This window comes from Haliea sp., from assembly GCF_040221975.1.
In the GTDB taxonomy this organism is placed as follows: domain Bacteria; phylum Pseudomonadota; class Gammaproteobacteria; order Pseudomonadales; family Halieaceae; genus Haliea.
In genome coordinates this window covers 52,562-77,691 of the sequence record NZ_JAVJWR010000036.1, presented here as the reverse complement: position 1 = coordinate 77,691, position 25,130 = coordinate 52,562, and the positions used below count along the sequence as shown (strand labels likewise).

24 protein-coding genes are annotated in these 25,130 nt (G+C 64.3%); all 24 read left to right on the top strand.

What is annotated here, in order from left to right; translation table 11 throughout:
• The first annotated feature begins 5 nt into the window (after positions 1 to 5).
• The 24 genes from RLO07_RS18595 to RLO07_RS18480 all read left to right on the top strand — a co-directional run bounded on the left by RLO07_RS18595 (position 6) and on the right by RLO07_RS18480 (position 24,534).
• Positions 6 to 1,091, top strand: coding sequence for an NAD(P)H-dependent flavin oxidoreductase (locus RLO07_RS18595; RefSeq protein WP_462293645.1), 1,086 nt, complete (start codon positions 6 to 8; stop codon positions 1,089 to 1,091).
• A 1-nt stretch (position 1,092) separates the two neighbouring features.
• Positions 1,093 to 1,845: an enoyl-CoA hydratase family protein gene (locus tag RLO07_RS18590; protein ID WP_462293644.1), complete on the top strand. Its 753-nt coding sequence runs from the start codon at positions 1,093 to 1,095 to the stop codon at positions 1,843 to 1,845.
• 19 nt (positions 1,846 to 1,864) lie between these two features.
• Positions 1,865 to 3,028: an acyl-CoA dehydrogenase family protein gene (locus RLO07_RS18585; protein WP_462293643.1), complete on the top strand. Its 1,164-nt coding sequence runs from the start codon at positions 1,865 to 1,867 to the stop codon at positions 3,026 to 3,028.
• 2 nt (positions 3,029 to 3,030) lie between these two features.
• Positions 3,031 to 4,077, top strand: coding sequence for an acyl-CoA dehydrogenase family protein (locus RLO07_RS18580; protein WP_462293642.1), 1,047 nt, complete (start codon positions 3,031 to 3,033; stop codon positions 4,075 to 4,077).
• 21 nt (positions 4,078 to 4,098) lie between these two features.
• Positions 4,099 to 5,247, top strand: a complete 1,149-nt coding sequence (locus RLO07_RS18575; RefSeq protein ID WP_462293641.1) for an acetyl-CoA C-acetyltransferase — start codon at positions 4,099 to 4,101, stop codon at positions 5,245 to 5,247.
• Between the two features lie 391 nt (positions 5,248 to 5,638).
• Entirely contained in the window at positions 5,639 to 6,526 is an 888-nt protein-coding gene (locus tag RLO07_RS18570) for an SDR family oxidoreductase (RefSeq protein WP_462293640.1), read from the top strand.
• Positions 6,527 to 6,536: 10 nt separating this feature from the next.
• Positions 6,537 to 7,703, top strand: coding sequence for an acyl-CoA dehydrogenase family protein (locus RLO07_RS18565; protein ID WP_462293639.1), 1,167 nt, complete (start codon positions 6,537 to 6,539; stop codon positions 7,701 to 7,703).
• Positions 7,700 to 8,890: an acyl-CoA dehydrogenase family protein gene (locus RLO07_RS18560; RefSeq protein WP_462293638.1), complete on the top strand. Its 1,191-nt coding sequence runs from the start codon at positions 7,700 to 7,702 to the stop codon at positions 8,888 to 8,890. Before RLO07_RS18565 ends, RLO07_RS18560 begins: the two co-directional genes overlap by 4 nt.
• Before the next feature lie 12 nt (positions 8,891 to 8,902).
• Complete coding sequence (locus tag RLO07_RS18555; protein ID WP_462293637.1) at positions 8,903 to 9,694, top strand: SDR family oxidoreductase; 792 nt, start codon at positions 8,903 to 8,905, stop codon at positions 9,692 to 9,694.
• A 413-nt stretch (positions 9,695 to 10,107) separates the two neighbouring features.
• Entirely contained in the window at positions 10,108 to 11,310 is a 1,203-nt protein-coding gene (locus tag RLO07_RS18550; RefSeq protein ID WP_462293636.1) for an acetyl-CoA C-acyltransferase, read from the top strand.
• An 86-nt stretch (positions 11,311 to 11,396) separates the two neighbouring features.
• Positions 11,397 to 12,050, top strand: a complete 654-nt coding sequence (locus RLO07_RS18545) for a CmcI family methyltransferase (protein ID WP_462293635.1) — start codon at positions 11,397 to 11,399, stop codon at positions 12,048 to 12,050.
• A gap of 10 nt (positions 12,051 to 12,060) precedes the next feature.
• Complete coding sequence (locus RLO07_RS18540) at positions 12,061 to 13,767, top strand: GspE/PulE family protein (protein WP_462293634.1); 1,707 nt, start codon at positions 12,061 to 12,063, stop codon at positions 13,765 to 13,767.
• A gap of 52 nt (positions 13,768 to 13,819) precedes the next feature.
• A complete protein-coding gene (locus tag RLO07_RS18535; RefSeq protein ID WP_462293633.1) occupies positions 13,820 to 15,088 on the top strand; it encodes a type II secretion system F family protein in 1,269 nt (422 codons plus the stop codon).
• Between the two features lie 39 nt (positions 15,089 to 15,127).
• Entirely contained in the window at positions 15,128 to 15,556 is a 429-nt protein-coding gene (gene gspG, locus RLO07_RS18530; RefSeq protein ID WP_462293632.1) for a type II secretion system major pseudopilin GspG, read from the top strand.
• Positions 15,553 to 16,083 carry a GspH/FimT family pseudopilin gene (locus RLO07_RS18525; protein ID WP_462293631.1) on the top strand — a complete coding sequence of 177 codons (531 nt, stop codon included), beginning with the start codon at positions 15,553 to 15,555 and terminating at the stop codon, positions 16,081 to 16,083. The genes gspG and RLO07_RS18525 overlap by 4 nt, the downstream gene beginning before the upstream one ends.
• A complete protein-coding gene (locus RLO07_RS18520) occupies positions 16,080 to 16,472 on the top strand; it encodes a type IV pilus modification PilV family protein (protein ID WP_462293630.1) in 393 nt (130 codons plus the stop codon). Before RLO07_RS18525 ends, RLO07_RS18520 begins: the two co-directional genes overlap by 4 nt.
• The gene (locus tag RLO07_RS18515; protein ID WP_462293629.1) at positions 16,465 to 17,049 is read left to right on the top strand and encodes a prepilin-type N-terminal cleavage/methylation domain-containing protein; all 585 of its coding nucleotides are present in this window, start codon (positions 16,465 to 16,467) and stop codon (positions 17,047 to 17,049) included. Before RLO07_RS18520 ends, RLO07_RS18515 begins: the two co-directional genes overlap by 8 nt.
• A 14-nt stretch (positions 17,050 to 17,063) precedes the next feature.
• Positions 17,064 to 17,966, top strand: coding sequence for a hypothetical protein (locus RLO07_RS18510; protein ID WP_462293628.1), 903 nt, complete (start codon positions 17,064 to 17,066; stop codon positions 17,964 to 17,966).
• Positions 17,967 to 17,972: 6 nt separating this feature from the next.
• Positions 17,973 to 19,013: a PilN domain-containing protein gene (locus RLO07_RS18505; RefSeq protein ID WP_462293627.1), complete on the top strand. Its 1,041-nt coding sequence runs from the start codon at positions 17,973 to 17,975 to the stop codon at positions 19,011 to 19,013.
• The gene (gene gspM / locus RLO07_RS18500; protein WP_462293626.1) at positions 19,013 to 19,582 is read left to right on the top strand and encodes a type II secretion system protein GspM; all 570 of its coding nucleotides are present in this window, start codon (positions 19,013 to 19,015) and stop codon (positions 19,580 to 19,582) included. The genes RLO07_RS18505 and gspM overlap by 1 nt, the downstream gene beginning before the upstream one ends.
• 17 nt (positions 19,583 to 19,599) lie before the next feature.
• Positions 19,600 to 20,160, top strand: a complete 561-nt coding sequence (locus RLO07_RS18495; protein WP_462293625.1) for a hypothetical protein — start codon at positions 19,600 to 19,602, stop codon at positions 20,158 to 20,160.
• Positions 20,161 to 20,180: 20 nt separating this feature from the next.
• Positions 20,181 to 22,364: a type II secretion system secretin GspD gene (gene gspD, locus RLO07_RS18490; protein WP_462293624.1), complete on the top strand. Its 2,184-nt coding sequence runs from the start codon at positions 20,181 to 20,183 to the stop codon at positions 22,362 to 22,364.
• Positions 22,365 to 22,476: 112 nt separating this feature from the next.
• Positions 22,477 to 22,860 carry a hypothetical protein gene (locus tag RLO07_RS18485; protein WP_462293623.1) on the top strand — a complete coding sequence of 128 codons (384 nt, stop codon included), beginning with the start codon at positions 22,477 to 22,479 and terminating at the stop codon, positions 22,858 to 22,860.
• 258 nt (positions 22,861 to 23,118) lie between these two features.
• On the top strand, positions 23,119 to 24,534 hold the full coding sequence (locus tag RLO07_RS18480; RefSeq protein ID WP_462293622.1) for a hypothetical protein: 1,416 nt from the start codon (positions 23,119 to 23,121) through the stop codon (positions 24,532 to 24,534).
• Positions 24,535 to 25,130 lie beyond the last annotated feature (596 nt).

Below are 25,130 nucleotides of genomic sequence, written 5' to 3'. Positions count from 1 at the left end.
CATACATGTTGACGACACGACTCACGGAATTGCTTGGCTGTCGCTACCCCATCGTGCAGACGGCGATGGGCTGGGTGGCGGACCCGAACCTGGTGGCCGGCAGCTGCAACGCCGGCGCCTTCGGCTTCCTCGCCGGTGCCACCATTCCGCCGGCGGAAATGGAGCGCGATATCCTGCGGGTGAAGGCACTCACCGACAAGCCTTTCGGCGTCAACTTCCACATGTACCAGCCCAATGCGGCCGATATCGTGGACATGGTGATCCGCCACCAGGTGAAAGCGGTCAGCTATTCCCGCTCCCCGGGCCCGGACATGATCCGCAAGCTCAAGGACGCGGGTGTGGTCTGCATGCCCACCGTGGGCCTGCCCAAGCACGCCCTCAAGGCGGTGGAGCTGGGTGCGGATGCGGTCACGGTGCAGGGTGGGGAGGGCGGTGGCCATACCGGCGCGGTGCCCACTACCCTGCTGATACCGCAGGTGGTCGACGCGGTGGGTGACAAGGTGCCGGTAGTGGCCGCCGGCGGCTTCAAGGACGGCCGCGGCCTGGTTGCCGCCATGGCCTGGGGCGCGGAGGGCATCGCCATGGGCACCCGCTTTCTGCTGACCCGGGAATCCCCGGTGCCGGATGCAACCCTGCAGCGCTATCTGGACTGCAAGAACCCGGGCGACATCATCGTCTCCCGGGCGATGGACGGCCTGCCCCAGCGCATGATCATGAATGAGCTGCTGGGGGAGATGGAGCGGGCCGGTAGCGTGCGTAAGCTGCTGATCGCCATTCGCAACGGCCTGGCGTTCCGCCAGCACACCGGCGCCAGCCTGGTGGGCCTGCTGAAGTCTGCCTTCGCCATGACCCGCAGCGACGACATGAGCGCGGCCCAGGCGATCATGTCCGCCAACGCGCCGATGATCATCCAGAAGGCGATGGTGGATGGCGAGCCGTCCCGGGGCGTGCTGCCCAGCGGCCAGGTGGCGGGCGTGATCGACAGCCTGCTCAGCTGTGAGGAGCTGGTGAATGCCATCGTCGCGGAAGCAGAACATCGCCTGACTGCGCTGGCGCAGCGGGCCAACCCAAGCACACAGGCAGGTAGCTGACATGAGCAAGCCCTTTGGCACCACCATCAAGGACGGCATAGCCGAAATGATCCTCAACCAGCCGCCGGTCAATGCTTTCGACAGCGCCGGCTGGTTTGCCATTGCCCGGGAAATCGACGAGCTGGGCGCAAACGATGAGGTGCGGGTGATCCTGATCGCCGCCGCGGGCAAGGGCTTCTGCGCCGGCGTGGATATCAAGGAGCTGGCCGCCGATCCCCAGCGCATTGTTCCCGTGAACAAGGGCAACTACGAGACTTTCCGCGCCATCCACCGCAACCCGAAGCCGGTCATCATTGCCCTGCACGGCTTTGTCCTCGGCGGTGGCATCGGCATGGCCGGCGCCGCGGACATTCTGGTGGCCTCGGATTGTGCCCGCTTCGGGGTGCCGGAGATCGATCGCGGCGCCATGGGTGGCGGCGCCCACCTGCAGCGTATGTTCCCGGTGCAGAAGGTGCGCTACATGTACTTCACCGGCGAGTTTATCGACGCCGCCGAGGCCTGGCGCCTCGGTGCCATCGAGAAAGTGGTGCCCAGGGAGGAACTGCTGCCGACTGCCCGCGGGATTGCGGCGAAGATCGCAGAGAAATCCCCGGCCATGGTGAAGCTGGCCAAGGAGGCCCTGAACGGTATCGAGGACGGCAACCTCGAGGACAAGTATCGCTGGGAGCAGGGCTTTACCCTGGAGGCCTACACCCTCGGCGACTCCCAGGAAACCCGCGACGCGTTCGTGCAGAAACGCGACGCCAAGTTTTAAGCGCAGGCAGGAATCACTGATGAATCTCTCCTTTACCGAACAGCAGCAGGCGTTCCGCGCGGAAGTGCGCGCCTGGCTGGCGCAGCATGTTCCCGCCGAGTCGCTGCAGAGCTTTGACACCGAGGAAGGCTTCCAGCAGCATCGCGACTGGGAGGCGACCCTGAATGAGGGCCGCTGGGGCATGGTCACCTGGCCCGAGGCCCTGGGCGGCCGCGGCTGCGACCTGATTGAATGGTTGATCTTCGAGGAAGAGTACTACCGCGCCCGCGCCCCCCTGCGGGTGAACCAGAACGGCATTTTCCTGCTCGGCCCGACCCTGATGGAGTACGGCACCGAAGAGCAGAAGGCACGTTTCCTGCCGGCGATGGCCGAGGGTCGCGATATCTGGGCCCAGGGCTGGTCCGAGCCCGGCGCCGGTTCCGACATGGCGGCGATCCGCTCCAGTGCCCGCCGCGAGGGCGACAGGTATATCATCAATGGCCAGAAGACCTGGTCCACCCGGGCGGTGTGGGCGGACTGGCTGTTCGGCATGTTCCGCACCGATCCGGAGTCCGAGCGCCACCGCGGCCTGACCTTCATTCTGGTGCCGCTGAAAACGCCGGGCATCACCGTGCGCCCGATCCCGCAGCTGGACGGCTTGCCCGGTTTCGCCGAGATCTTCTTCGACAACGTGGAGGTGGATGTCAGCAACCGCCTCGGCGACGAGGGCGCGGGCTGGGCCGTGGCCATGGCCACGGCCGGCTTCGAGCGCGGCCTGATGCTGCGCTCGCCCGCACGCTTCCAGGAGACCGCGCGCCGGCTGGTGCAGCTGTACCTTGAGAACGAGGTGAGCGCGAGCCAGGATCCGGCGCTCAGGGAGGCGGTCATCCGCGCCTGGATGGATGCGGAGGCGTACTGCCTGAGCACCTACCAGACCGCCTGCCGCCTGACCCAGGGCGGCAAGATTGGCGCCGAGTCCTCCACCAACAAGATCTTCTGGTCGGAACTGGACCAGAACATGCACGCCACTGCCATGAGCATTCTCGGCGCCCGCGCCGAATTGCTGGCGTACGCCCCCGCGGCGCAGGGCGTCGGCAACTGGCTGGATGGCTGGCTGTTCTCCCAGTCCGGCCCCATATACGCCGGCACCAACGAGATCCAGCGCAACATTATTGCAGAGCGCATGCTGGGCATGCCGAGGTAACCATGGACTTTACATTCAGCGAAGACCAGCTCCTGTTCCACGACTCCGTGCGCAGCTTTCTGGTCAACGAAATCACTCCCGAGCGCCTGCGCGCGGGCTGGGACACTGACAGTGGTCGCGACCCGGCCCTGTGGCAGCAGCTGGCTGAACTCGGCCTCACCGGCATGACTGTGCCCGAGGCACACGATGGCCTGGGCATGACCGCCCTGGACTTTGTCCTGCTGGCGCAGGAGTGCGGCTACGTGGCCCTGCCCGAGCCGCTGGTGAACCACGCCCTGGTGGGGGTGCCCTGGCTGCAGGATATTGGCGGTGACCTGGCGGCACGCTGGCTACCGCGTGCCGCTGCCGGGGAGGCCCGCATCGTGGTCGCCCTGGAACAGAACCTGCTGGTGGAAGATGCCCATGTCGCGGATCTGCTGCTGCTGGAGCAGGGCGGCCGCTGGTACGCCCTGGAACAGGGGCAGTTTAGTTGCGAGTACAACCCGAGCATCGACCCCGGCCGGCGCCTGTTCACCGTTTCCATGAATGCCGGCGTGGCACCGGTGGTGTCCGGCGAGCCGGCGGCGGCATTGCGCAGCGCCAGCCTCAACCGCGGCGCCCTCGGCTGCGCCGCCCAGGCCCTGGGCCTGGCCCAGCGCATGGTGGATCTCTCCGTGGCCTACACCACCGAGCGCAAGCAGTTCGGCAAGCCCATCGGCTCCTTCCAGGCGGTCAAGCACCACCTGGCCAACGTCGCGGTAAAACTGGAGTACGCCAAGGCGCCCGTCTACCGCGCCGCCCATGCAGTAGCGGAAGATGCCGTGTCCGCTGCGCGCCACGTCGCCCACGCCAAGCTGGCAGCCTGCGAGGCGGCCAGCCTGGCGGCAAAAAACAGCATCCAGGTTCACGGCGCCATGGGCTACACCTGGGAAGTGGATCTGCATATTTTCATGAAGAAGGCCTGGGCGCTGGCCAATACCTGGGGTGATGCGGGCTTCCACAAACAGCAGGTCGCGCAGGCGATTTTTGCCGAGGGCGCTGTCCTCGGCGCCGGCGCCACCTTTCAGTAATTGCAAAAAGGAATCCGAACCATGGCAGATGCCTATATAGTAGATGCAGTACGCAGCCCCACCGGCCGGCGCAAGGGCGGTCTGGCTGGCGTCCACGGCGCCGACCTCGGCGCCCACGTACTGAAGACGCTGGTGGAACGCAACGGCATTCCCGACGGCGACTATGACGACGTCATCTTCGGCTGCGTCGACACTATCGGCCCCCTGGCGGGCGATATCGCCCGCACCGCCTGGCTGGCGGCGGGCCTCGACGAAGCCGTGCCCGGCACCACCGTGGACCGCCAGTGCGGTTCCTCCCAGCAGGCCGTCCACTTTGCCGCCCAGGCCATCATGGCAGGCGTCAACGACGTGGTGATCGCCGGCGGCGTGCAGACCATGACCCAGATCCCGATTTCCTCCGCCATGCTGGCCGCCGAGCCGCTGGGCTTCAGCGATCCATTCTCCGGCAGCGAAGGCTGGGTTGCGCGCTACGGCAAGGTGCCCGTGTCCCAGTTCAACTCGGCGCAGATGATCGCCGACAAGTGGGGCTTTTCCCGCCAGGATATGGAAGCCTTCGCCCTCGAATCCCACAGCCGCGCCCTGCGTGCCATTGAGGAAGACCGCTTCAGCCGCGAAATCGCGCCGCTGGCCGGCGTGGCGATGGACGAAACCCCGCGCCAGACCACCATGGAGAAAATGGCGGAACTGCAGCCCCTGCAGGAAGGCGGCAGCATCACCGCGGCCGTCTCCAGCCAGACCTGTGACGCCTCTTCCGCCATGCTGATCGTCTCCGAAGCGGCCCTGAAACGCTACAACCTCACCCCCCGCGCCCGCATCGCCCACATGAGCGTACGCGCCGCCGACCCGATCTGGATGCTGACCGCGCCCATCCCCGCCACCGCCTACGCCCTCAAGCGCGCGGGCATGAGCCTGGCGGACATCGACCTGGTGGAAATCAACGAAGCCTTCGCCTCCGTGGCCATGGCCTGGCTGGCGGACACCGGCTATGACCACGCCCGCACCAACGCCAATGGCGGCGCCATCGCCCTCGGCCATCCGTTGGGTGCTACGGGTACGAAGCTGATGACTACCTTGTTGCACGAGTTGGAGCGGACCGGGGGGCGGTATGGGTTGCAGACCATGTGTGAGGGGGGTGGGCAGGCGAACGTCACCATCATCGAGCGGCTGTGAGCACCTCCTTCGTGGCATTTAGCGTTTCGGGCACTTCGTAGCGCGGCACAGCATCTTGCAGGGGGGCTGGCGGGACACGCCGTGAACCCGTCCATGGGGGCTCGGATGCCTGGGCGGCACCGCGACATCCATGTCGCATACGGTCCCGCCAACCCCCCTGCAAGACGCTGCGCCTCTGCCGGTGCAAGACTCGTAGATGGCACCGAAGGTAGCTGTGCAGGCGAGGGCGGAAGGTCTCCGGGACTGTGTGAGGCATGGATGCCGAACACAAGCCTACATGGACGTATTCACGGCGTGTCCCGGAGGCCTTCCGCCCTCGTCAGCGCAGCGGGACCTACGCTCCCAAGCAACATAGATTGAATTCGACACGAATGCAGACAGGAAGAAAGCGATGAGCAGAACATGTGAAGGACGAGTAGTGATCATCACCGGCGCCGGCGGCGGCCTCGGTGCGGCCCATGCCCGGGTGCTGGCGAGCGAAGGCGCCAAAGTGGTGGTCAACGACATCAACGAAGCCGCGGCGCAGGCAGTGGTGGATGAAATCACTACGGCGGGTGGCGAGGCGGTGGTGAACACCTCGGACATCACCAACTACGATGACAGCCTCAATGCGGTCAAGCAGGCCATCGACACGTTCGGGGACCTGCACGCGGTGGTCAACAACGCCGGCATCAATCGCGACCGGATGTTCGCCTCCATGACCGAATCCGACTGGGACGCGATCATGGCGGTGCACCTCAAGGGGCACTTCTGCATCAGTTCCCACGCGGTGCATTACTGGCGTGGCCTGTCGAAGGAAGGCAAGGCGGTGGACGCGCGGATTATCAATACCAGTTCCGGTGCGGGCCTGCAGGGCTCGGTGGGGCAGTCGAACTATGCCGCGGCGAAGGCGGGGATTGCGGCGCTGACACTGACCCAGGCGGCGGAACTCGGTCGCTACGGGATTACCGTCAACGGGCTGGTGCCGGTGGCGCGCACGGGCATGACCACCGCGGTGGAAGCGATGGCCCAGCGCATGGCAAAACCTGAGGATGGCAGTTTCGACTACTTCGCGCCGGAGAATGTTTCCTCGCTGGTGGCCTGGCTGGTGTCTCCGCTGTCGGACCACGTCACGGGCCGTCTGTTCGAGGCCGAGGGCGGCAAGGTCGCGATTGCCGATGGCTGGCGCTCCACCGAGCCGGTGGACAAGGGCGAGCGCTGGGATCCGGCGGAACTCACCGATGCGGTGGCGCAGTTGCTGGCGCGGGAAGTGCCGGCGCAGAAAGTGTTTGGCAGCTGAGGCAGGGCCCATGGAATTTCGCTTTACCGAAGAACAGCAGATGATCCGCGATACGGCGGAGGCTTTCCTTGCGGAGGTCTCCACCGCCGCCGCGGTGCGCGCGGCCATGGCCACCGAGCGTGGCTATGACGAGGCGCTGTGGCGGCAGATCAGCGAGGAGATGATGTGGCCGGCGCTGCATATCCCCGAAGCCTACGGCGGCCTCGGGCTGGGCTTTGTCGAGCTGGCGGCCATGCAGGAACAGATGGGCCGGGTTCTTCTCTGCGCGCCGTTCCTGGCCACGGTCGGGCTGGGCGTCAACGCTTTGCTGGTAGCCGGTACCGAGGAGCAGAAGCAGCAGTATCTGGCGGCGATTGCCGCTGGCAGCACCGCGACCCTGGCCTTCATGGCTCCCGGCAGCAGGCCGGACGCCCACGCGGTGCAGGCCACCTGGGCGGCGGACGGTGACGGTTTCGTGCTCAACGGCGAGTACCGTTATGTGCTTGATGGCCACACGGCTGACATCCTGATTGTTGCCGCCCGCGAGGCGGGCAGTGAAGGTGAGGCGGGCATCAGCCTGTTCGTCCTGCCAGCGGACGCTGCCGGGGCCAGCCACGAGTGGCTGCCGACCATGGACCAGACCCGCAAGCAGGCCAGCATCACCCTCAAGGATGTGAAGCTCGGCGCCGACGCGCTCATGGATGAGGCGGGCGCCGCCTGGCCGGCGCTGGCGAAGATTCTCGATCTGGCTACCGTCGCGGTGGCTGCGGAGCAGGTCGGCGTGGCCCAGCAGTCTCTGGACAGTTCCGTGGCCTACACCACGGAGCGGGTACAGTTCGGCCGCACCATCGCCTCCTACCAGGCGATCAAGCACAAGGCCGCGGACATGATGCTGAAAGTGGAAGCCGCGCGCTCCGCTGCCTACTACGCAGCGTGCATTGCCGACGAGGCCCTGGCCGGCAACCCGCTGGGCGCGGGCCTGGCGGAAGCGGCCAGCATTGCCAAGGCCTACTGCTCCGACGCGGCGTTCTTTAACGCTGGCTGTGGTATCCAGCTGCACGGCGGCGTCGGCATTACCGCGGAGTACGATATTCAACTGTATTTCAAGCGCGCGAAATCCACCGAGACCCTGCTGGGCGATGGCGCCTGGCATCGGGAGCGGCTGGCGCGCCAGTTACTGGATGGAGAGGCGGCATGAAGCTGAGTTTCAGCCCCGAAGACGAGCAGTTCCGGGAACAAGTCGCCGCCTGGCTGGCGGCCAATCTCTGTGGTGAATTCGAGGTTATCCGCGGCCGCGGTGGCCCGGGCGACGAACACTCCTTTGTCGAGGAGCGCAAGGCCTGGGAGCGCAAGCTGGCCGAGGGTGGCTGGACCTGCATCGGCTGGCCGCAGCAGTACGGCGGCCGCGGCGCCAGCATCGAGCAGCAGGTGATCTTCAACGAAGAGTACGCCCGCGCCGGCGGCCCCGGCCGCATGGGCCACATCGGCGAGACCCTGACCGGGCCGACCCTGATCGCCTTTGGCAGCGAAGCGCAGAAAGAGCGCTATCTACCGGGTATCCGCGAAGGTCGCGAGTTCTGGTGCCAGGGCTACTCCGAACCGTCCGCCGGTTCCGACCTCGCCAACGTGAAGACCAGGGCACGCCTGGACGAGGCCAGCGGCCAGTGGCTGATCAATGGCCAGAAAGTCTGGACCTCCCTGGCCCACGAATCCCAGTACGTGTTTGTGATTGCGCGCACCGACCCGGACTCGGTGGCGCACAAAGGCCTGGGTTTCTTTCTGCTGGCGATGGACCAGCCCGGCATTACCGTGCGGCCCATTGAGCAGCTCACCGGCACCAGCGAATTCAACGAGGTCTTCTTCGACGACGCTGTCTGCGCCGCCGACGACATCGTCGGCGCTCCCGGCGAAGGCTGGAAAGTGGCCATGGGCCTGCTCGGTTTCGAGCGTGGCGTGTCTACCCTGGGCCAGCAGATGCTGTTCCAGAACGAGTTCGATGAGATCGTCAAGATCGCCAAAGCCAACGGCGCCGCGCGCGACCCGGCCCTGCGCCAGCGCATCGCCGACGCCCACGTGGGTCTGCGCATCCTGCGTTTCAACAGCATGCGCATGCTGTCCGGCGGCGGTGACGACGGCAGCCTGCAGAAGGAGGCCATGATCTACAAGCTGTACTGGTCGACCTGGCACCGCAACCTGGGCAAGCTGGCCATGGACGTACTCGGCGCCGAAAGCGAGATCATCGCCGCCGCCCCCTATGAACTGACCCGACTGCAGTCCCTGTACCTGTTCACCCGCGCCGATACCATCTACGGCGGTACCAACCAGATCCAGCGCAACATCATCGCCGAGCGTGCGCTGGGTATGCCCCGCGAACCGCGCGGGTAGAGGAGAATTCGAATGGCACTGAAAGAACCACCACCTTACGTACCCGGCCACAACCTGCTGGCCGGCAAGTCCGTCCTCATCACCGCCGCCGCCGGCGCCGGTATCGGCTTTGCCGCCGCCACCCGCGCCGCGGAAGAGGGCGCCCGCGCAGTGATGATCAGCGACATCCACGAGGGCCGCCTGGCCAAGGCCGTGGAGCAGCTCAAGGCCGATACCGGCCTGGAGGCAATTCACGGCAAGCTCGCCAACGTCACCGTCGAAGACGACGTGCAGGCGCTGATCGACGAGGCCGAGGCAACCATGGGCGGCGTCGATGTGCTGATCAACAACGCCGGTCTCGGCGGCACCAAACTGCTGGTCGACATGACCGATGAGGAATGGAGTCGTGTGCTCGACATTACCCTCACTGGCACCATGCGCATGACCCGGGCCATGCTGCGCAAGATGCAGCCCCGCGGCGCCGGCGTCATCGTCAACAACGCCTCCGTCCTCGGCTGGCGCGCACAGAAGGAGCAGTGCCACTATGCCGCGGCCAAGGCCGGCGTCATGGCCCTGACCCGCTGCTCCGCCCTGGAAGCCGCCGACCACGGCGTGCGTATCAACGCGGTGTCACCGTCGATCGCCTTCCACGAGTTCTTGAAGAAGACCACGCCGATGGAGCTGCTGGAGGAGCTGGCGGCGAAAGAAGCTTTCGGGCGCGCGGCGGAAGTGTGGGAAGTCGCCAATGTGATGATGTTCCTGGCGTCGGATTACTCGGGTTACATGACCGGGGAGATCGTTTCCTGCTCCAGTCAGCGGGCGTAACTTTCGCATTCTTGCCGATGGTTTCTGGTTGAGTGGAAGAGTCCCGGAGCCAGCAGGCCGTTAGCCCCTTGCGGGACACGCCGTAAATACGTCCATGTAGGCTCGTAGCAAACATCCATGTTTGCTACGGTCCCGCAAAGGGCTAACGGCCCGCTGGCTCCTGCCTTCAGTGCCAGTAGCTACATTGGCTCGGGGTCCTGGCCAGTTGGTTCTAATTGATTCGAAGTGCGAAGCGTCGCTGTCGCACTTTAAGGAGGAGGTAGCGGCCGGTTAGACTTTGCAGAACCGTTGAGCGCATGGATGCGCGATACGAGCCTACATGGATGTATTCACGGCGAGTTCTGCAAAGTCTAACCGGGCGCTGCCTCCGGCTAAGTATCCACCACAGAAAGCCACCAGTATCGGAGACAACAATGAGAGACGCAGTCATCGTCAGCACCGCCAGAACTCCCATCGGCAAGGCCTTCCGGGGCGCCTTCAACGACACCGAGGCACCCGCGCTGGGTGGTCATGTGGTGCGCGCCGCGGTGGCGCGGGCGGGGATTGATCCCGCCATGGTTGAGGATTGCATCATGGGCGCGGCCGCGCAGCAGGGGACGCAGGCCTACAATCTGGGGCGACTGTGCGGGGTGGCGGGTGGACTGCCCGACAGCACCGCCGGCATGACCATGGACCGCCAGTGCTCCTCGGGCCTGATGACCATCGCCACCGCCGCCAAGGCCATCATGTGCAACGAGTACGATGTGGCAGTAGCCGGCGGCCTGGAGTCGATCTCGCTGGTGCAGACCAAGCACAAGAACAGCTATCGCAACGTTTCGCAGACGGTGCTGGATATCTCGCCGAAAGCCTATATCCAGATGATCGAGACCGCGGAGATTGTTGCCGAACGCTACGGCATCTCCCGCGACGCCCAGGACGAATACAGCTACCAGAGCCAGATGCGCACGGCGGCGGCCCAGGAGGCCGGGGCCTTCGACGCTGAGATCGTGCCCATGGCCAGCCGCATGGCGGTGTTCAACAAGGAGACGAAGGAAACCACCTACAAGGAAGTGACGCTGGAAAAGGACGAGGGCAACCGTCCGTCCACCACCCTTGAGGGCCTGCAGGCTCTGGAGCCGGTGTTCAAGGATGGCCAGTTCGTCCAGGAAGGCCGCTTCATTACTGCCGGCAACGCCTCGCAGCTGTCCGATGGCGCCTCGGCCTGTGTGTTGATGGACGCTGCCCTGGCCGCGCAGCAGGGCCTGCAGCCACTGGGTATTTACCGCGGCCTGGCGGTGGCAGGTTGCGGCCCCGACGAGATGGGCATTGGCCCGGTGTTCGCCATTCCCAAACTGCTCAAGCGCCACGGCCTGAAAATCGACGACATCGGTCTGTGGGAGCTGAACGAGGCTTTCGCCTGCCAGGTGCTGTACTGCCGCGACCAGCTGGGTATCGACAACGACAGGCTGAACGTGAATGGTGGAGCTATATCTATTGGCCATCCCTTTGGCATGAGCGGTGCGCGCATGGTCGGCCACGCCCTGATCGAGGGCAAGCGCCGCGGCGTGAAGTACGTGGTCATCACCATGTGCATCGGCGGTGGCATGGGTGCGGCGGGGCTGTTCGAAGTCGCCTGAACGCCGGGCTGACAGGGTTCCCATCCGAGGGTGTCTCTCCAGTACTCCGCGCTGTTAGAATGGCGGCAGTCTGGAGGGTACCCGCAGTGTCATCAAGTCCTGTCAGTGATGTGTTCGATGCCTATCACCGCTGGTATTACGATACCGAGGTGTGGGAGACCGTGGAGTTTCTCGGTGTTCCCTGTCTGAAGTCGGTCGCCGACATGTGGAACTATCAGGAGATCCTCACGGCCCTGAAACCCGCGCTGGTGGTTGAGTTCGGTACCCGCTTTGGTGGTGCGGCACTGTATTTCAGTGTCATCGGTCGTGCTCTGAACCCTGCCCTGCGCGTCATCAGCGTGGATATCTCCCACGTTGATGTGCACTCCCTGGCGCGCACGGATCCGGGTATTCACCTGATGACCTGCTCGTCCATCGATCCCGGTATTGCGGCCCACCTGCTCGCCTGGCGCGAGGCGATGCCCGGGCCGGCATTCTTTATTCTCGACTCGGATCACCGCAAGGCGCACGTGCTGGCGGAGATGGAACTGCTGCGCGGGGTGACCCGCAGCGGCGATTACCTGATCGTCGAGGACGGTAACATCAACGGCAACCCGGTACTGCCCGGCTGGGGCGAAGGTCCCTGTGAGGCGGTAGCGGCATACCGGGAAAAGTATCCGCAGGATTACCAGCACGATCAGGCCCGCGAAGCGAAGTTCGGCTTCACCTTCGCGCCGGGCGGATTTCTGGTCAGGCAATGAAGGCAGGGACATGGCTATGAAACTCGGAGATCTGCTGGTCAGCCGCAACAAGGTCAGCTTGCGTGACATCGAACGCGCGCTCATGGCGCAGCAGGAAATGGGCGGTTACATCGGCCAGGTGCTGGTGCAACTGGGCCTGGTGTCGGAGCTGGATGTCGCCGAGGCCTTGAGTGAGCAGCTTGGATTGACGCTGGTTGCCGCGGCCGACTATCCGGAGGAGGCGCTGGAGATCAAGGGGCTGGCGACGGATTTCCTGTTCAACCGGCAGGTGGCGCCGTTGGCGCGAACAGAGGATGTGCTGCGTTTCGCCGCTGTATTGCCCCAGGACCCCTTTATTCGCAAGGCCCTGCAGCTCGCGACCGGTTGCCAGGTGGAGCTGTGTCTCGGTCTGGAGTCCGACATCAGCGCGGCCCTGCAGCGCTATCTGGGCCAGGAGGACGACGCGGAGGTTGGGCCCGGCGACCAGTACGCGGGCGATGAGGAGTTTATCGAACACCTGCGGGACCTGGCCAGCGAGGCCCCCGTGATCCGCCTGGTCAACCAGATCATCCACCGCGCGCTGGACCTCGGGGCCTCCGATGTACATGTGGAACCGTTCGAGGACGGCCTGCACCTGCGCTATCGCGTGGACGGGGTCATCCAGCTGGCGCCGGATCCGCCTCCCGCCAGCCTCGCCCCGGCCATCGCCTCGCGGATCAAGCTGCTGGCCAACCTGAACATTGCCGAGCGGCGCCTGCCGCAGGATGGGCGCATCATGACCCGGGTCAAGGGGCACGAGCTGGACCTGCGAGTCTCCACCATCCCGACCGTGCATGGCGAGAGCATCGTGATGCGGGTGCTGGATCGCCAGAGTATCCGCCTGAGCCTGGAAAGCATGGGCTTCAGCGAGGATACGCTGCGCCGCTACACGGACTTGCTGCATCGTCCCCACGGGGTTCTGCTGCTGACCGGTCCGACCGGCTCCGGCAAGACCACCACGCTGTATGCATCGCTGTCGACCCTGGATTCCAATGCCCTGAAGATCATCACCGTGGAAGACCCGGTCGAGTACCAGCTCAACGGCGTCAACCAGATCCAGGTCCAGCCACAGATCGAGCTGACTTTTGCCCGCGCCCTGCGCTCCATCCTGCGCCAGGACCCGGATATCATCATGATCGGCGAGATGCGCGATACCGAAACGGCGCAGATCGCCGTGCAGTCCGCGCTTACTGGCCACCTGGTACTGTCCACGCTACACACCAACACCGCCGCCGGTGCCATCACCCGGCTGGAGGACATGGGTATCGAACGCTTCCTGATCACCTCCGCGGTCAATGGTGTACTGGCCCAGCGCCTGGTGCGCACGCTCTGCCGCCATTGTCGCCGGGAGGTGGAGCTGACCCCGCGGGCCATTGAAGGCGCCGGCCTGCGGCGCTGGCTCACCGATGGGCACAACAGCATTTATTCCGGCGAGGGCTGCGAGCACTGCAAGTTTACCGGCTATACCGGGCGCACCGCGATCCACGAGCTGTTTGTGCTCGACAGCGAGATGCACAAGGTCATTCTCTCGGGCGCCGACGCCACCACCCTGCACGCTGCCTCGCGCCAGCGTGGTATGCTTACGCTCTATGAAGACGGGCTGCGCAAGGTTGCGGCCGGCATCACCTCGCTTGAAGAGGTGTTGCGGGTAACCCAGGACCAGAGCGAGGAAGTGGAACTGCTCGACCAGGTTTCCTGACCCGGTCACGCCACCTTGCCGCCCGTTCAGCTACCGGGGTCAACAGCCAGCCATGCCACAGTTCAGCTACAAGGCCGCACAGAAGGACGGCGCCATCACCCAGGGCTCCCTGGTTGCACTGAGCCAGGCGGCAGCGCTGCGGCAATTGCGCGGGCAGGGGCTGACTCCGGTCCGGCTGTGGCCGGTCGTCGGTGACGTTGTATCGGCCCCCGCCGCCAGCGAAGCCGCGCCCGCGCCGCGTCCAGCCGCGGCGCGGCCCTCCTGGCTGCAGCGGAACGCAGCTGCAGTGGTCAGCCGCGACGAGGTGCTGGCGCTGACGTCGGAGCTGGCAGTGCTGTTGCGCGCGGGCCTGCCCATTGACCGCGCCCTCAAGGTGCAGATCGACATGAGCAGCAGGGAAGGTTATACCGGCCTGCTGCGACATTTGCTGGAAACGGTCAAGGGCGGCAAGCCCCTGAGTCACGGCCTGGAGCGGCGCTCCGAACTCTTTGGCAATTTTTATGTCAACATGGTGCGCTCCGGCGAGGCCAGTGGCCAGTTGGGTACGGTGTTTGATCGTCTCGCCGAATATCTGCATCGCTCGAAGGAAGTGCGCAGCACGGTCGTTTCGGCGCTGATCTATCCCGCCATCCTCGCTGTCGTGGCGCTGCTGTCGGTGGCGGTGATGCTGGGCTTTGTGGTGCCCCAGTTCGAGGCGCTGTTTGCCGACATGGGTGACGGCCTGCCGGGACTGACCCGCGCGGTGATCGCGCTGGGCGACGCGGTCAAGGCCTGGGGCTGGCTGATGCTGCTGGTGCTGGTTGCGGCCTGGTACAGTGCCCGCGCCTGGCTGGCCAGGCCCGAGGGCAGCAGCTGGAAGGATCGCAAGATGCTGCGCCTGCCCCTGCTCGGTGCGGTACTGTTCAAATATGAGCTGGCGCGCTTTGCCCGCACCCTGGGCACCCTGCTGGGCAACGGGGTATCCCTGCTGCAGGCGATCAATATTGCCCTGAGCACGGTGGAAAACTCCGTGGTCCGGGAGGCGTTGGCCATCCTGCCGCCGGCGGTCAAGGCGGGCCGCCGGATGTCGGATGCGCTGGCCGAGCCGGGCACCTTTACCCCCATGCTTATCCAGATGGTGCGGGTGGGGGAGGAGTCCGGGCGGCTGGATGAAATGATGCTGGAACTGGCGCGCGTCTACGAACGTGATGTCGAGTCGGGCATCAAGCGCGGCTTGACCGTGCTGGAGCCCCTGCTGATCCTTGGCATGGGCGGGATGATCGCCGTGATTATCGTGTCCATTCTCATGGGCATCCTCTCGGTGAACGACCTGGCGATGTAACAACCAATGAATGGCAACGAGCTGTTGCAGGAGTAGGCAATGTCAAAAATTTCGCGTCGCCCCAGTCGCGGCTTTACCCTGGTCGAGTTGCTGGTCGTATTGGCCATTCTGGCCATGCTCGCCGGCCTGGTCGGTCCGCAGGTGCTCAATCAGCTGGGCGGGGCCAAATCGAAGACGGCCACGGTGCAGATTCGCGACCTGGAGCAGGCGCTGGAAATGTACAAGCTGGACGTCGGGCGCTTCCCCTCCACGGAAATGGGCCTGGAAGCCCTGGTGCGCCAGCCCGGCGGCGTCAAGGGCTGGAACGGCCCCTATCTGCGTGGCTCCAGCGTGCCAGAGGATCCCTGGGGCAACGGCTACAACTACCGCCAGCCAGGCCAGCACTCGGCCTACGACCTGGTTTCCTACGGCGCCGACGGGGCGCCCGGCGGTACGGGTGAGGATGCCGATGTTAACAATTGGGAATGACTGCTGAGACGCCGCTGCTGGCGTCCGCACCGCCACGGCGGGGTGTGGCGGCGGCAACCTTGTGCCGGGGCTTTACCCTGATCGAATTGATGGTGGCGCTGGGCATTGCTGCGCTGCTGGCCGGTCTGGCGACGCCGATGGCGCTAAAAATGTATGCCACCATGCAGTATCGGGATGCAATCCGGGGGGTGACGGGTGCCGCCACATCGGCCCGCTACCAGGCAATCAACAGCGGCAGGGCACACGATCTGCTGGTGGCACCGGACAGTCACCGCTACAGCGTGCAGCCGGCCGAATCCGGCCTGGATGAAGAGAGTGCATCGGTGCTGCCGGATGCATTGTCGGTACAGGTGGACGTCGCCCGGGATCTGGTCACCGAACGCGGTGTCGGCGTCATCCGCTTCTATCCCGATGGTACTTCCACCGGTGGCAGCATCACGGTCACTCGCGAAAACGGTGCTGGCCAGCGGATCCGGGTGGATTGGCTGCTGGGGCGGGTCACTCACGAGCAGCCGGGATCTTCATGAGCAGGGTCTGCCGCCGCGCCCAAAAAGGCTTCTCACTGATTGAAATGATCGTGGCGATGGTGATCCTGTCGCTGTCGCTGGGGATGCTGTATCAGGCTGCGGCCGGCGCCACACGCAATGTGCGCATAGACGAGCGCTACAGCTATGCGGTGCTCCTGGCCCAGTCCCTGCTGGCCGAGCACAGTGTGCTGGCGGCGTCCGGAGTCAGCGCCGGCGGCGACATCGAGGATTACCGCTGGCGTCTCGCCAGTACCCTGTTGCCCGGCGAGGAGGGCGCCGCACAGATTCCGCTGCATCAGTTGACGGCTACGATAGAGTGGAGCGATGGCCCCAGGACCCGGCAGGTTGTGCTGGTCACGGCGGTTCCCGAGGCCCCCGACGGTGCGTGAGCAGCGCGGGTTTACCCTGGTTGAAGTGGTGGTGGCGCTGACCGTGATGTCGCTGCTGGTGCTGGCGACCCTCACCGCCGTGCGCACCCTGGGAGATACCCATGCGCGGGTGGAGGCGACGACCCAGCGTCTGGATGAGATGCGCCTGGTGAGCCAGTTTTTGCGCAACAGCTTGCGCCAGGCGGTGCCGGTACGGACGCAGACCCGGCCCGGTGGCTATATTCTCGGCGGCCGGGACGAGTTGAGCTGGATCGCGCCACTGCAGGGCGTGGAGGGGGTTGCGGGCCTGCAGTACAAGCGCCTGTTTCTGGAGGGCGAGACCCTGAAAATACAGTTTGTGCCGTACCATCCCGCACTGGAGTCGCCGGACTGGGCGGTGGCGAAGGCCCACCCGCTGCTGGACGACGTCAGCGAGTTTAACGTGGCATTCCGGGGCAAGGCGCAGGAACCATGGCTTGAGCAATGGGACGAACAGGAGGCGCTGGTGCCGCAAGTGGTCAAGTTGCAACTGCGGGTGCGCGAGCGTTACTGGCCTGACCTGGTCGTTGCCCCCGATCTGTTTCAGGCAGCGTTCTAGCCATGCGGCCGGCGATGAATACCTTGGCGGCGCGTGGCCAGCGGGGCGTGGCCCTGGCCTTCCTGCTGTGGATGCTGGCCGGTTTGTCCCTGCTGGTGGCGGGTGTGGTGTCGCTGTCGCTGGGTGATGTCAGGGCCACCGGCCTGCAGCTGGACCAGGCCCGGGCCGAGGCCGCGGCCACCGGCGCGGCCCATCTGGCCTTGCGGGACATGCGCAGCGCGCAGGCGCAGGCCGGAGCCAATGCTGGCGCTGTATTTACCCGTCAGTATCGACTGGGAGACGCCGCGGTCACGGTGCGCGCCCTGCCAATCGCGGGGTTTGTCGGTCTCAACCAGGCGCCCGCGGGACTGTTGCAGATTCTGTTCCAGTACGCGGGCGGTCTCGCCGCGGCTGACGCAGAGGCGCTTGCCCAGCGTGTAGTGGAACGGCGGAGCGTGCAGCCGGGGCTGGATCAAAACCGCGATGATCCAGATGCAAGTGAAGCACCGGCTCCGTTCATGGTGGTGGAAGACCTGCTGCGAGTTCCCGGAATGACCCGCAGCGTGTATGATCGCGTCCGTCACGCGGTGCATGCCGACGCCGCAGGCGGCCCGGGGGTGGACCCGCTGGCGGCACAGGCGGCAGTGCTGCAGGCCCTGGCCCAGGGCGACTCTGCGCTGGTTGATTTTGTCCTGGATCGGCGTCAGGATGACTCGCCGGTGGAGCTGGTACTGCCCGCGGGCTTCAATCAGGAGTTCATGGGCAGTGGCGGCAGCAGCGTGTATTCCTTGGAGATCGATGTGCGGATAACAGAGGGCAGGCTGCTGCGGCAGCGCATCTGGGTGGACATGGGTGGACGCAGTGGCGTTGCGCCCTGGCGCTTCACCCGGGTATTCCCGGTGGAAACAACCACTGTCCCTGTTGCCACGAGTCAGTAGAGCAGAATGCAAGCCGATTCCCAACGCTGGTCCCTGTTTGGCCTCGACCTCGACCCCTGGATACAGGCCTGGCGAGCGGGTTGGCACGAACTGCTCTGGGGGCGCGCCGCCGGTATTCGGCAGCGCCTGGAAGCGCCGGTAGCACTGCGTGCGGCAGGTGATTCCGGCCCCGAGTATTTTGTCGCCGAGGAGCCGATGGCTGCCGCGCAGGCACCGGACTTCGTGTTTGATGCCCGTCTATTGCCCGCGGAACTGGTACTCCTGCGGCAGATCGAATTGCCGGCGGCGGTGGAGGCGGAGCTCGCGAATGCCGTCATGCTGGAAGTGCAGGCGAGCAGTCCCTTTGCCCTTGATGACACCTGCTACGGCTGGGCACTGCGCCGGCGCACGGGGGGAAAACTGCACATCACCCTGGCGATCACCGCCTATAGCGAGGTGATGGCCTGCCTGCACGCCCAGGGTGTGACTGCGGACAGCAAAGAGCGGCTGCCGGAAGTCTGGTGCCTGGACGAAGACCGGCGCCCGGTGGTTCTGCAGGGTTTTGGCGAGCGCCGGCGGGCAAGCAACTATCGCCAGCGTCTGGCGTTGCTGGGTGGCCTGCTGGCCATGCTGCTGTTGCTGTTGTTTGCCCTGCTCGCCGTGCCCGGGCTGGTTCGCAGCATGCAGGCCGACAACATGGAGCATCACCTGGCCGTGGCGGAGCGCAATGCGGTCGAGGCCGTGCAACTGCGGGAGCAGCTGGCGCTGGACAATGAGCGCGCCCGCGCGGTGCAGGGCTTGATTGATGATCAGCTCGACAGCCATTCCCTGCTGGATCGCCTCGCTGCGCAGACACCCGACAGTGTCTATTTCGAGCAGCTGATCATCGAGGGCCAGCAAATTCGCATCCGTGGCTGGGCGGTCAATGCCGCCCGCTTCCTGCAGACCCTGACCGAGGACCCGTTTTACGCCGAGGTCAGCGCGCCCGGCGGTATCCGGCGCCACAGCCGCACCAACCTTGAACAGTTTACACTGCAGCTGCGTGTTGCCGAAGCGAACCCGGACTGATGAACAGAATCCTCCACACGGTGACCGCACTGCCCGCGCACGCGAGGTTTGTTGCTGGCGTTCTGCTGGCCTTTTTAGTTGTGTTGCTGTTGCTGGCGGCGGGCAGGATGCTGTCCTGGTACGCCGATGGCAGCCAGCGCCTGCAGTATGCGGAACCGCGTATTGCGCGCCTGCTCGGTTTCGCCGACAGTGTCGAGATCCTGCGCGAGAGTAGCGAGCACATTGGCCAGCGTCTGCAAGCCCTGGCCTTTCCCGCGTCCATGGACCTGGCGTCCACGGGTGCCAACGCCCAGCAGCAGGTTCGTCGCCTGGCCGAGGCGGCGGGACTGGGGGTGACCGGCAGCCAGGTGCTGGGACCCACGGGGCACGAGGGGTTTCAGGAAATCCGCATTGATGTGACCGCCAGCGGCACCATGGAGGATGTGGAGCAGGTACTGCTGGGCCTGCGGGAGGCGCGGCCGCTGATCCTGGTGCGCAGCGTTGAAGTGACCCCGGCCCTGAACCGGCGCCAGCCGACGGCACAGAACGTTGCCGTGTCACTGCGTGTCAGCGTGTTGAAACTGCAATGATGGTGTTGCCACCTGCCATGCGCTCCGGGCTTCTGCGTCAGCTGTTGCTGCTGACGGGCCTGGTGCTCCTCGTTGTCACCCTGCTTGTCCTGCTGGGCGTCATTCTGGTGATGGTCAGGCAGCCGCCAGCGGCGATTCCCCCGGCGCCTTCCACGCTGACCGCGGTGTCGATAGAATTGCCGTCTCCGCCCCTGTCGGAGGACGCCGGTGAAATGCTGCGGCGGCCGCTGTTCTGGAACACCCGGCGGCCGGAGCCTGATGCCGTTCCCGTGGAGGCACCGGAGCCGGTGCTGGGGCCGGATGTCCTCGACAAGGTCCGCCTGTTGGGCGTATTTGCCGCCGGCGACCGCGCCGGCGTGATCATCAATGTCGCCGGCCAGAGGCAACGCCTCATGGTTGGGGAAGAGTTGCAGCAGTGGACATTGCAGGAACTTTCAGCTGCAGGGGCAAAGTTTGTGGACACTGATGACGCCTCTGTCGAGCGCACCCTGCCGCTGGAACATGCGGCGGTGAAGCCTGAGCGTGCCTCCGCCGGGCGAACGCAGGAGGCAGCCGCAGCGGCTGACTCCCGAGAATGAATCATCAAGGCGGTCGAAAAATGAACAAACAGTTATTGCCGGTCATGCTGCTGTTGTCGGGTTTGACGGCCTGCAACACGATGGCCCCGCAGACAAACCAGCCAATACGCGGGTCCTCAACCGCAGGAGTGGCCGCCCCGGCCGCGCCGGCCCCCCCGGTGGCAGCCAACGAGCTGGCCGAAGCAGAGCCGGAAGCCGTGGTCTATGAGGGCAATGACCGTGTAATCCGGATTCCGCCAGCGCGTCCGCCCGTGCGCCTGGATGGCGAGGCAGTCAGCCTGAATTTCGAGCAGGCGCCTGTCACCGAGGTCGTGCACTCCATGCTGGGTGACATTCTCGGGCTGGACTATGTGATTGAGCACCCGCTGAAGGGCGAGATCACCCTGCGTACCCGCACCCCGGTACCCAGGGACCAGCTGCTGGCGATTCTGGAGTCGCTGCTGCAGGCCAATGGCATCACCATGGTGCGCGACCCCAACGATCGCTACTTTGTCAGTGGCTCGAACAACCTGCCGAGCCTGATGCCGGCCTTTGGCAGCACGGATTCTGCTGGCGCCGGCTTTCGCAACGTCATTGTGCCGCTCAGTTACATCAGTGCCACGGGCATGGCCGAGATCCTGGCGCCGGTAGCGCCGGACTCCGCCTTTGTCCGGGTCGACAACACCCGCAACCTGCTGGTCCTGGCGGGTACACGCAACCAGATTGAGGGCTGGCTGGACATCGTCGCCACCTTTGATGTCGACCAGCTGCAGGGCATGTCGGTGGGCATATTCCCGCTCAAGCACAGTACCGTGGAAGACATCAATGCGGCACTGGCCCACCTGCTGGGCGGTGATGGCGCCGATGGCGGCGCCGGTAACCTGACGCAGGTGGTGCGGGTGATGCCGCTGGAGCGCCTGAACAGCATTCTGGTGGTCACCCCACGCGCCCACTATATCGACCAGATCCGGACCTGGATCGACCGCCTGGATCAGTCCCAGGATGCCGATGGCGAACCGTCCCTGTATGTGTTCAATGTCCAGAATGGTTCCGCCACGCACCTGGCCGGGATGCTCGGCAGCATTTTCGGTAGTGGCGGGGGCGGCGGCAAGCGCAGCGGCAGCGATAGCGGCGTGGCGCCCGGCCTGGACTCCATGAGCATCGGCAGCGGCTCGGGCGGTGGCGGCGGCTCGGGCAACTTCAAGGCTCCCGACACCGGCGGCAGTACCCCCACGGGCGGCAGTTTTGATCTGGGGGACAATGTGCGCATCGTCGCCGATGAGTACAACAACGCCCTGCTGGTCTACGCGCCCCGGCGCGAGTACCTCAAGGTGGAGTCGGCCCTGCGGCAACTCGATGTGATTGCCAACCAGGTGTTGATTGAGGCCAGTATCCTGGAAGTGACCCTGTCCGACGACCTCGAGTACGGGGTGGAGTGGTTTCTGCAGAACAGCCTCGGTGATGGGCGTACGGGCAATGCCCTGCTCGCGCTGGGGGACAGTTCGAATCTCGGCGGCCGGGTGCCGGGCTTCTCCTATACCATTGCCAACCAGGCTGGCACGATTCGCGGCGTGATCAATGCGCTGGCGGAGAAGACACTGGTCAACGTTCTTTCCGCGCCATCGGTCATGGTGCTGGATAACCACACCGCCGCCATTCACGTGGGCGACCAGCAACCGGTGCGATCGGCACAGACCATTACCGATGGCGGCACCTCGACCACCTCGATCCAGTACGTGGATACCGGGGTCAAGCTGGAGGTGACGCCCTCGGTGAACGCCGGTGGCCTGGTGACCATGGATATCCAGCAGTCGGTGACCGATGTCGGCCCGGTGGATACCGCGACCGACCAGCGCAGCTTCCTGGAGCGGAATGTCAGCAGCCGGGTGGCAATCCGCTCCGGCGAGTCGGTGGTCCTGGGGGGCTTGATCCGCGACAACCAGAGCAGCGGCAAGCTGGGCCTGCCCTTCCTGCACAGCATTCCGATCATCGGCAACCTGTTCGGGCGCACCTCCATAGCAGCCAACCGCACCGAGCTGCTGGTCTTCATTACCCCCCGGGTGCTGCGCGGCGAGCAGGACCTGCGCGACATTACCATCGAGATGCGCTCCCGGATGAAGGGGCTGCACCACTTCGATGACCTCCCGCACGGCGCCGATACCGGAACCGCAGCGGGGCCTGCGGGTCGCACGGGGGACGCGCCCGCGCTGCCGGCCGAAGAATAACCTTGCCCCGGGCGGGTTCCCCCGGGGCCACTCATTATTTGCGAGGATTCTTTATATGGAAGCAAACGCTGTTCGCCCGGGGCCAGTATCGCCGGGGCGCAGGTCAAGATTGATGAGGCGCGCTGCCCTGGTGGTCACCTGTGCGCTGCTGGCAGCCTGTGCGGGGATTGGCACCCCGAAGACACCGGAAGAGATAGTCGCCCAGCGCGCCCAGGCCCGCCTGGACCTGCTGTTGGCGGGCAACTTCGAGAAGTCCATGAACTACACGACACCGGCCTATCGTGCCGGTCGCGGTATAACAAATTATACCCGGCGCCATGCCGGCACCGGTTCCTGGAATAAAGCGGAGGTCTCAAGCGTTACCTGTGAGAGTGATCGCTGTGAAGTTGCGATAGAGGTAACTTACCAGACTTTCGGTGCCGGTTTTGAGAACACGCGTTCCAGGGAAGAGCGCTGGATCAAGGTCGACGGAAGCTGGTATGTCTACCTCAAGTAGTACTTCACAGCTTGGAGCTTATTTAGTGATTTTTAACAAAAAATCACGGCTTTAAAGCCACTTTTGAGAGGAAAAGCTGTTGTTGGGCATGGATGCCTATGCTAACCTCCTCTCTACCGGTCGGGGGTACACCCTGGGCCAGGTGGTGGTCACCATAGGGTGTATGCCCAAAAAAGCGCGTCGAAGGGGTTCGCCTCTCCGGCTCGCGAGTAAACAATTGTTTAAATAGAACGTTCTATATCCATCAAGGAGAGACACATGAAAAAGAACATTATTTCTGCAGCGGTAGCAGCGACCCTTCTGGGCGCGAGTGCTGCCAATGCCGTGTTCGTAAACTCTGAGGGCCACGGTCAGGCGCTCATCTATCCGTTCTACACCGTCGAAGGCGGCCACGATACCTACATCAACCTGGTCAACACCACCGACCAGACCAAGGCTGTGAAGGTACGTTTCGTCGAAGCCATGAACAGCCAGGAAGTGCTCGACTTCAACCTGTACCTGTCTCCGCAGGACCATTGGTCCGCTGTAGTATTTGCAGATGGTTCCGGCGCGTCCATCCGCACCGCTGACACGTCCTGCACCGTGCCCAACACCCTGTCTGCCAAGACTGAAGGTGTCCCCGGTACTGTCGTGCCTTTCCGTAACTTCACCTACCAGGGTGACGCGGCGCCGTTTACCGGTGTTGACCGTACCCGTGAAGGCTACGTTGAAATCATCGAAATGGGCGTACTGGATCTTTCGACTGATGAAGCTGCTGCCACGCACGTTGCAGGTATCCCCGGCGACTGCACCATCTTGTCTGGTCACTGGTCCGGCGCCGGCAAATGGACCGCCGATCCCAATCAGGATTTGACAGCCCCGGCCGGTGGTCTGTATGGCTACGGTGTACTGATTAACGTTGAAGAGGGCACCAATGCCACCTACGACGCGGTCGCTCTTGACGATTTCGTCAGCTCCTTGGGTGCAGGCCTGCCTATCCATAATGCTCCTGGCAGCATCCTGCCTGGTCTGGGTGATGCAACTCCGGTTGCGCAGATCCTCGACTCCAGCTCCTTTGAAGTCGTGCAAGCTAACTTCGCTATCGATAGGGGTATTGACGCAGTTAGCGCCGTGCTGATGCACAGCGCCATCATGAACGATTACGTTCTTGAGCCATCCATCGCTGCCGGCACTGACTGGGTCGTTACCTTCCCGACCAAGAAAGAGTACGTGAACGTTCCGACCGCGATCGCTCCCTTCACCGAAGAGTGGGATCCGACCACGGCGACCGCCTGTGAATCTATGGCGATTACCTACTATGATCGTGAAGAGCGCACCATTACCCCGGATCCGCTGGACTTCTCTCCGGCTCCTCCCGGTCCTGAGGCGTTCGCACTGTGCCGCGAGGCCAACGTGCTGACCTTCAACGACAGCAATGTCCTGAGCGGCTCTACTCGTGTCAACCAGAACCTGAATGTTGATTACAACAACGGTTGGTTGGAGCTGGGCTTCACCTCTGCTGTTGCTGGTCAGCGTGAGCTTACTTCTACTAACGGGGTGACTTTCTCTGGTCTGCCCACTGTTGGCTTCGCTGTACAGAAGTACGTCAACGGTACGCTGCCGGGCGGCGTTCTGTCCAACTACGCTGGCGTGGTTGAGCACAAGAACCGTCGCTCTGTAGTTAGCGCTCCCTGATGGGAGTGGGTTTCTGGCTGCTTCGGTGGTCAGTGCTCCTTGGTTAGTAAAAAGCGCGGCCTCGGCCGCGCTTTTTTTTGAAAACTGTTTGGATACGGATTAAATCTGGAGTTTTCTCCAATCTTTGTAAGATTTACCCTTGTTTTACAGGAAATGCACAACCTAGAATGTAATTGTATTTAGACGCTGAGGCGAAGCGCTTTGCTCCCGACGGAGTACGTGCTGACTTGGAGGGATGGCCCCCAAGTGGCCCGCAGCAACGTGAGGTAGAAACTATGCGCAATAAACTATTGTCGATGACAGTGCTGCTGGGGTGGGTGGTCGCCTCTGCGGCTCAAGCTGTTACAGTTACTTTTAACGGTACTCAGTACACTGTTGATTCGTTCACCATCAGCCAGGATGCTTCAGGTGTTGTGATTACCACCGCTGGTACTGGCAATGGTGGTGGCACGGATCCAGACCCGACGCCGGACCCAGATCCTACACCGGATCCAGATCCTACACCGGATCCAGACCCGACCCCTGACCCAGGCACGGGCAGCTGCGTAGAGAGTCTTACGCAGAAGTGCGGCACCATCGACTGGGCCTCGCCAGGC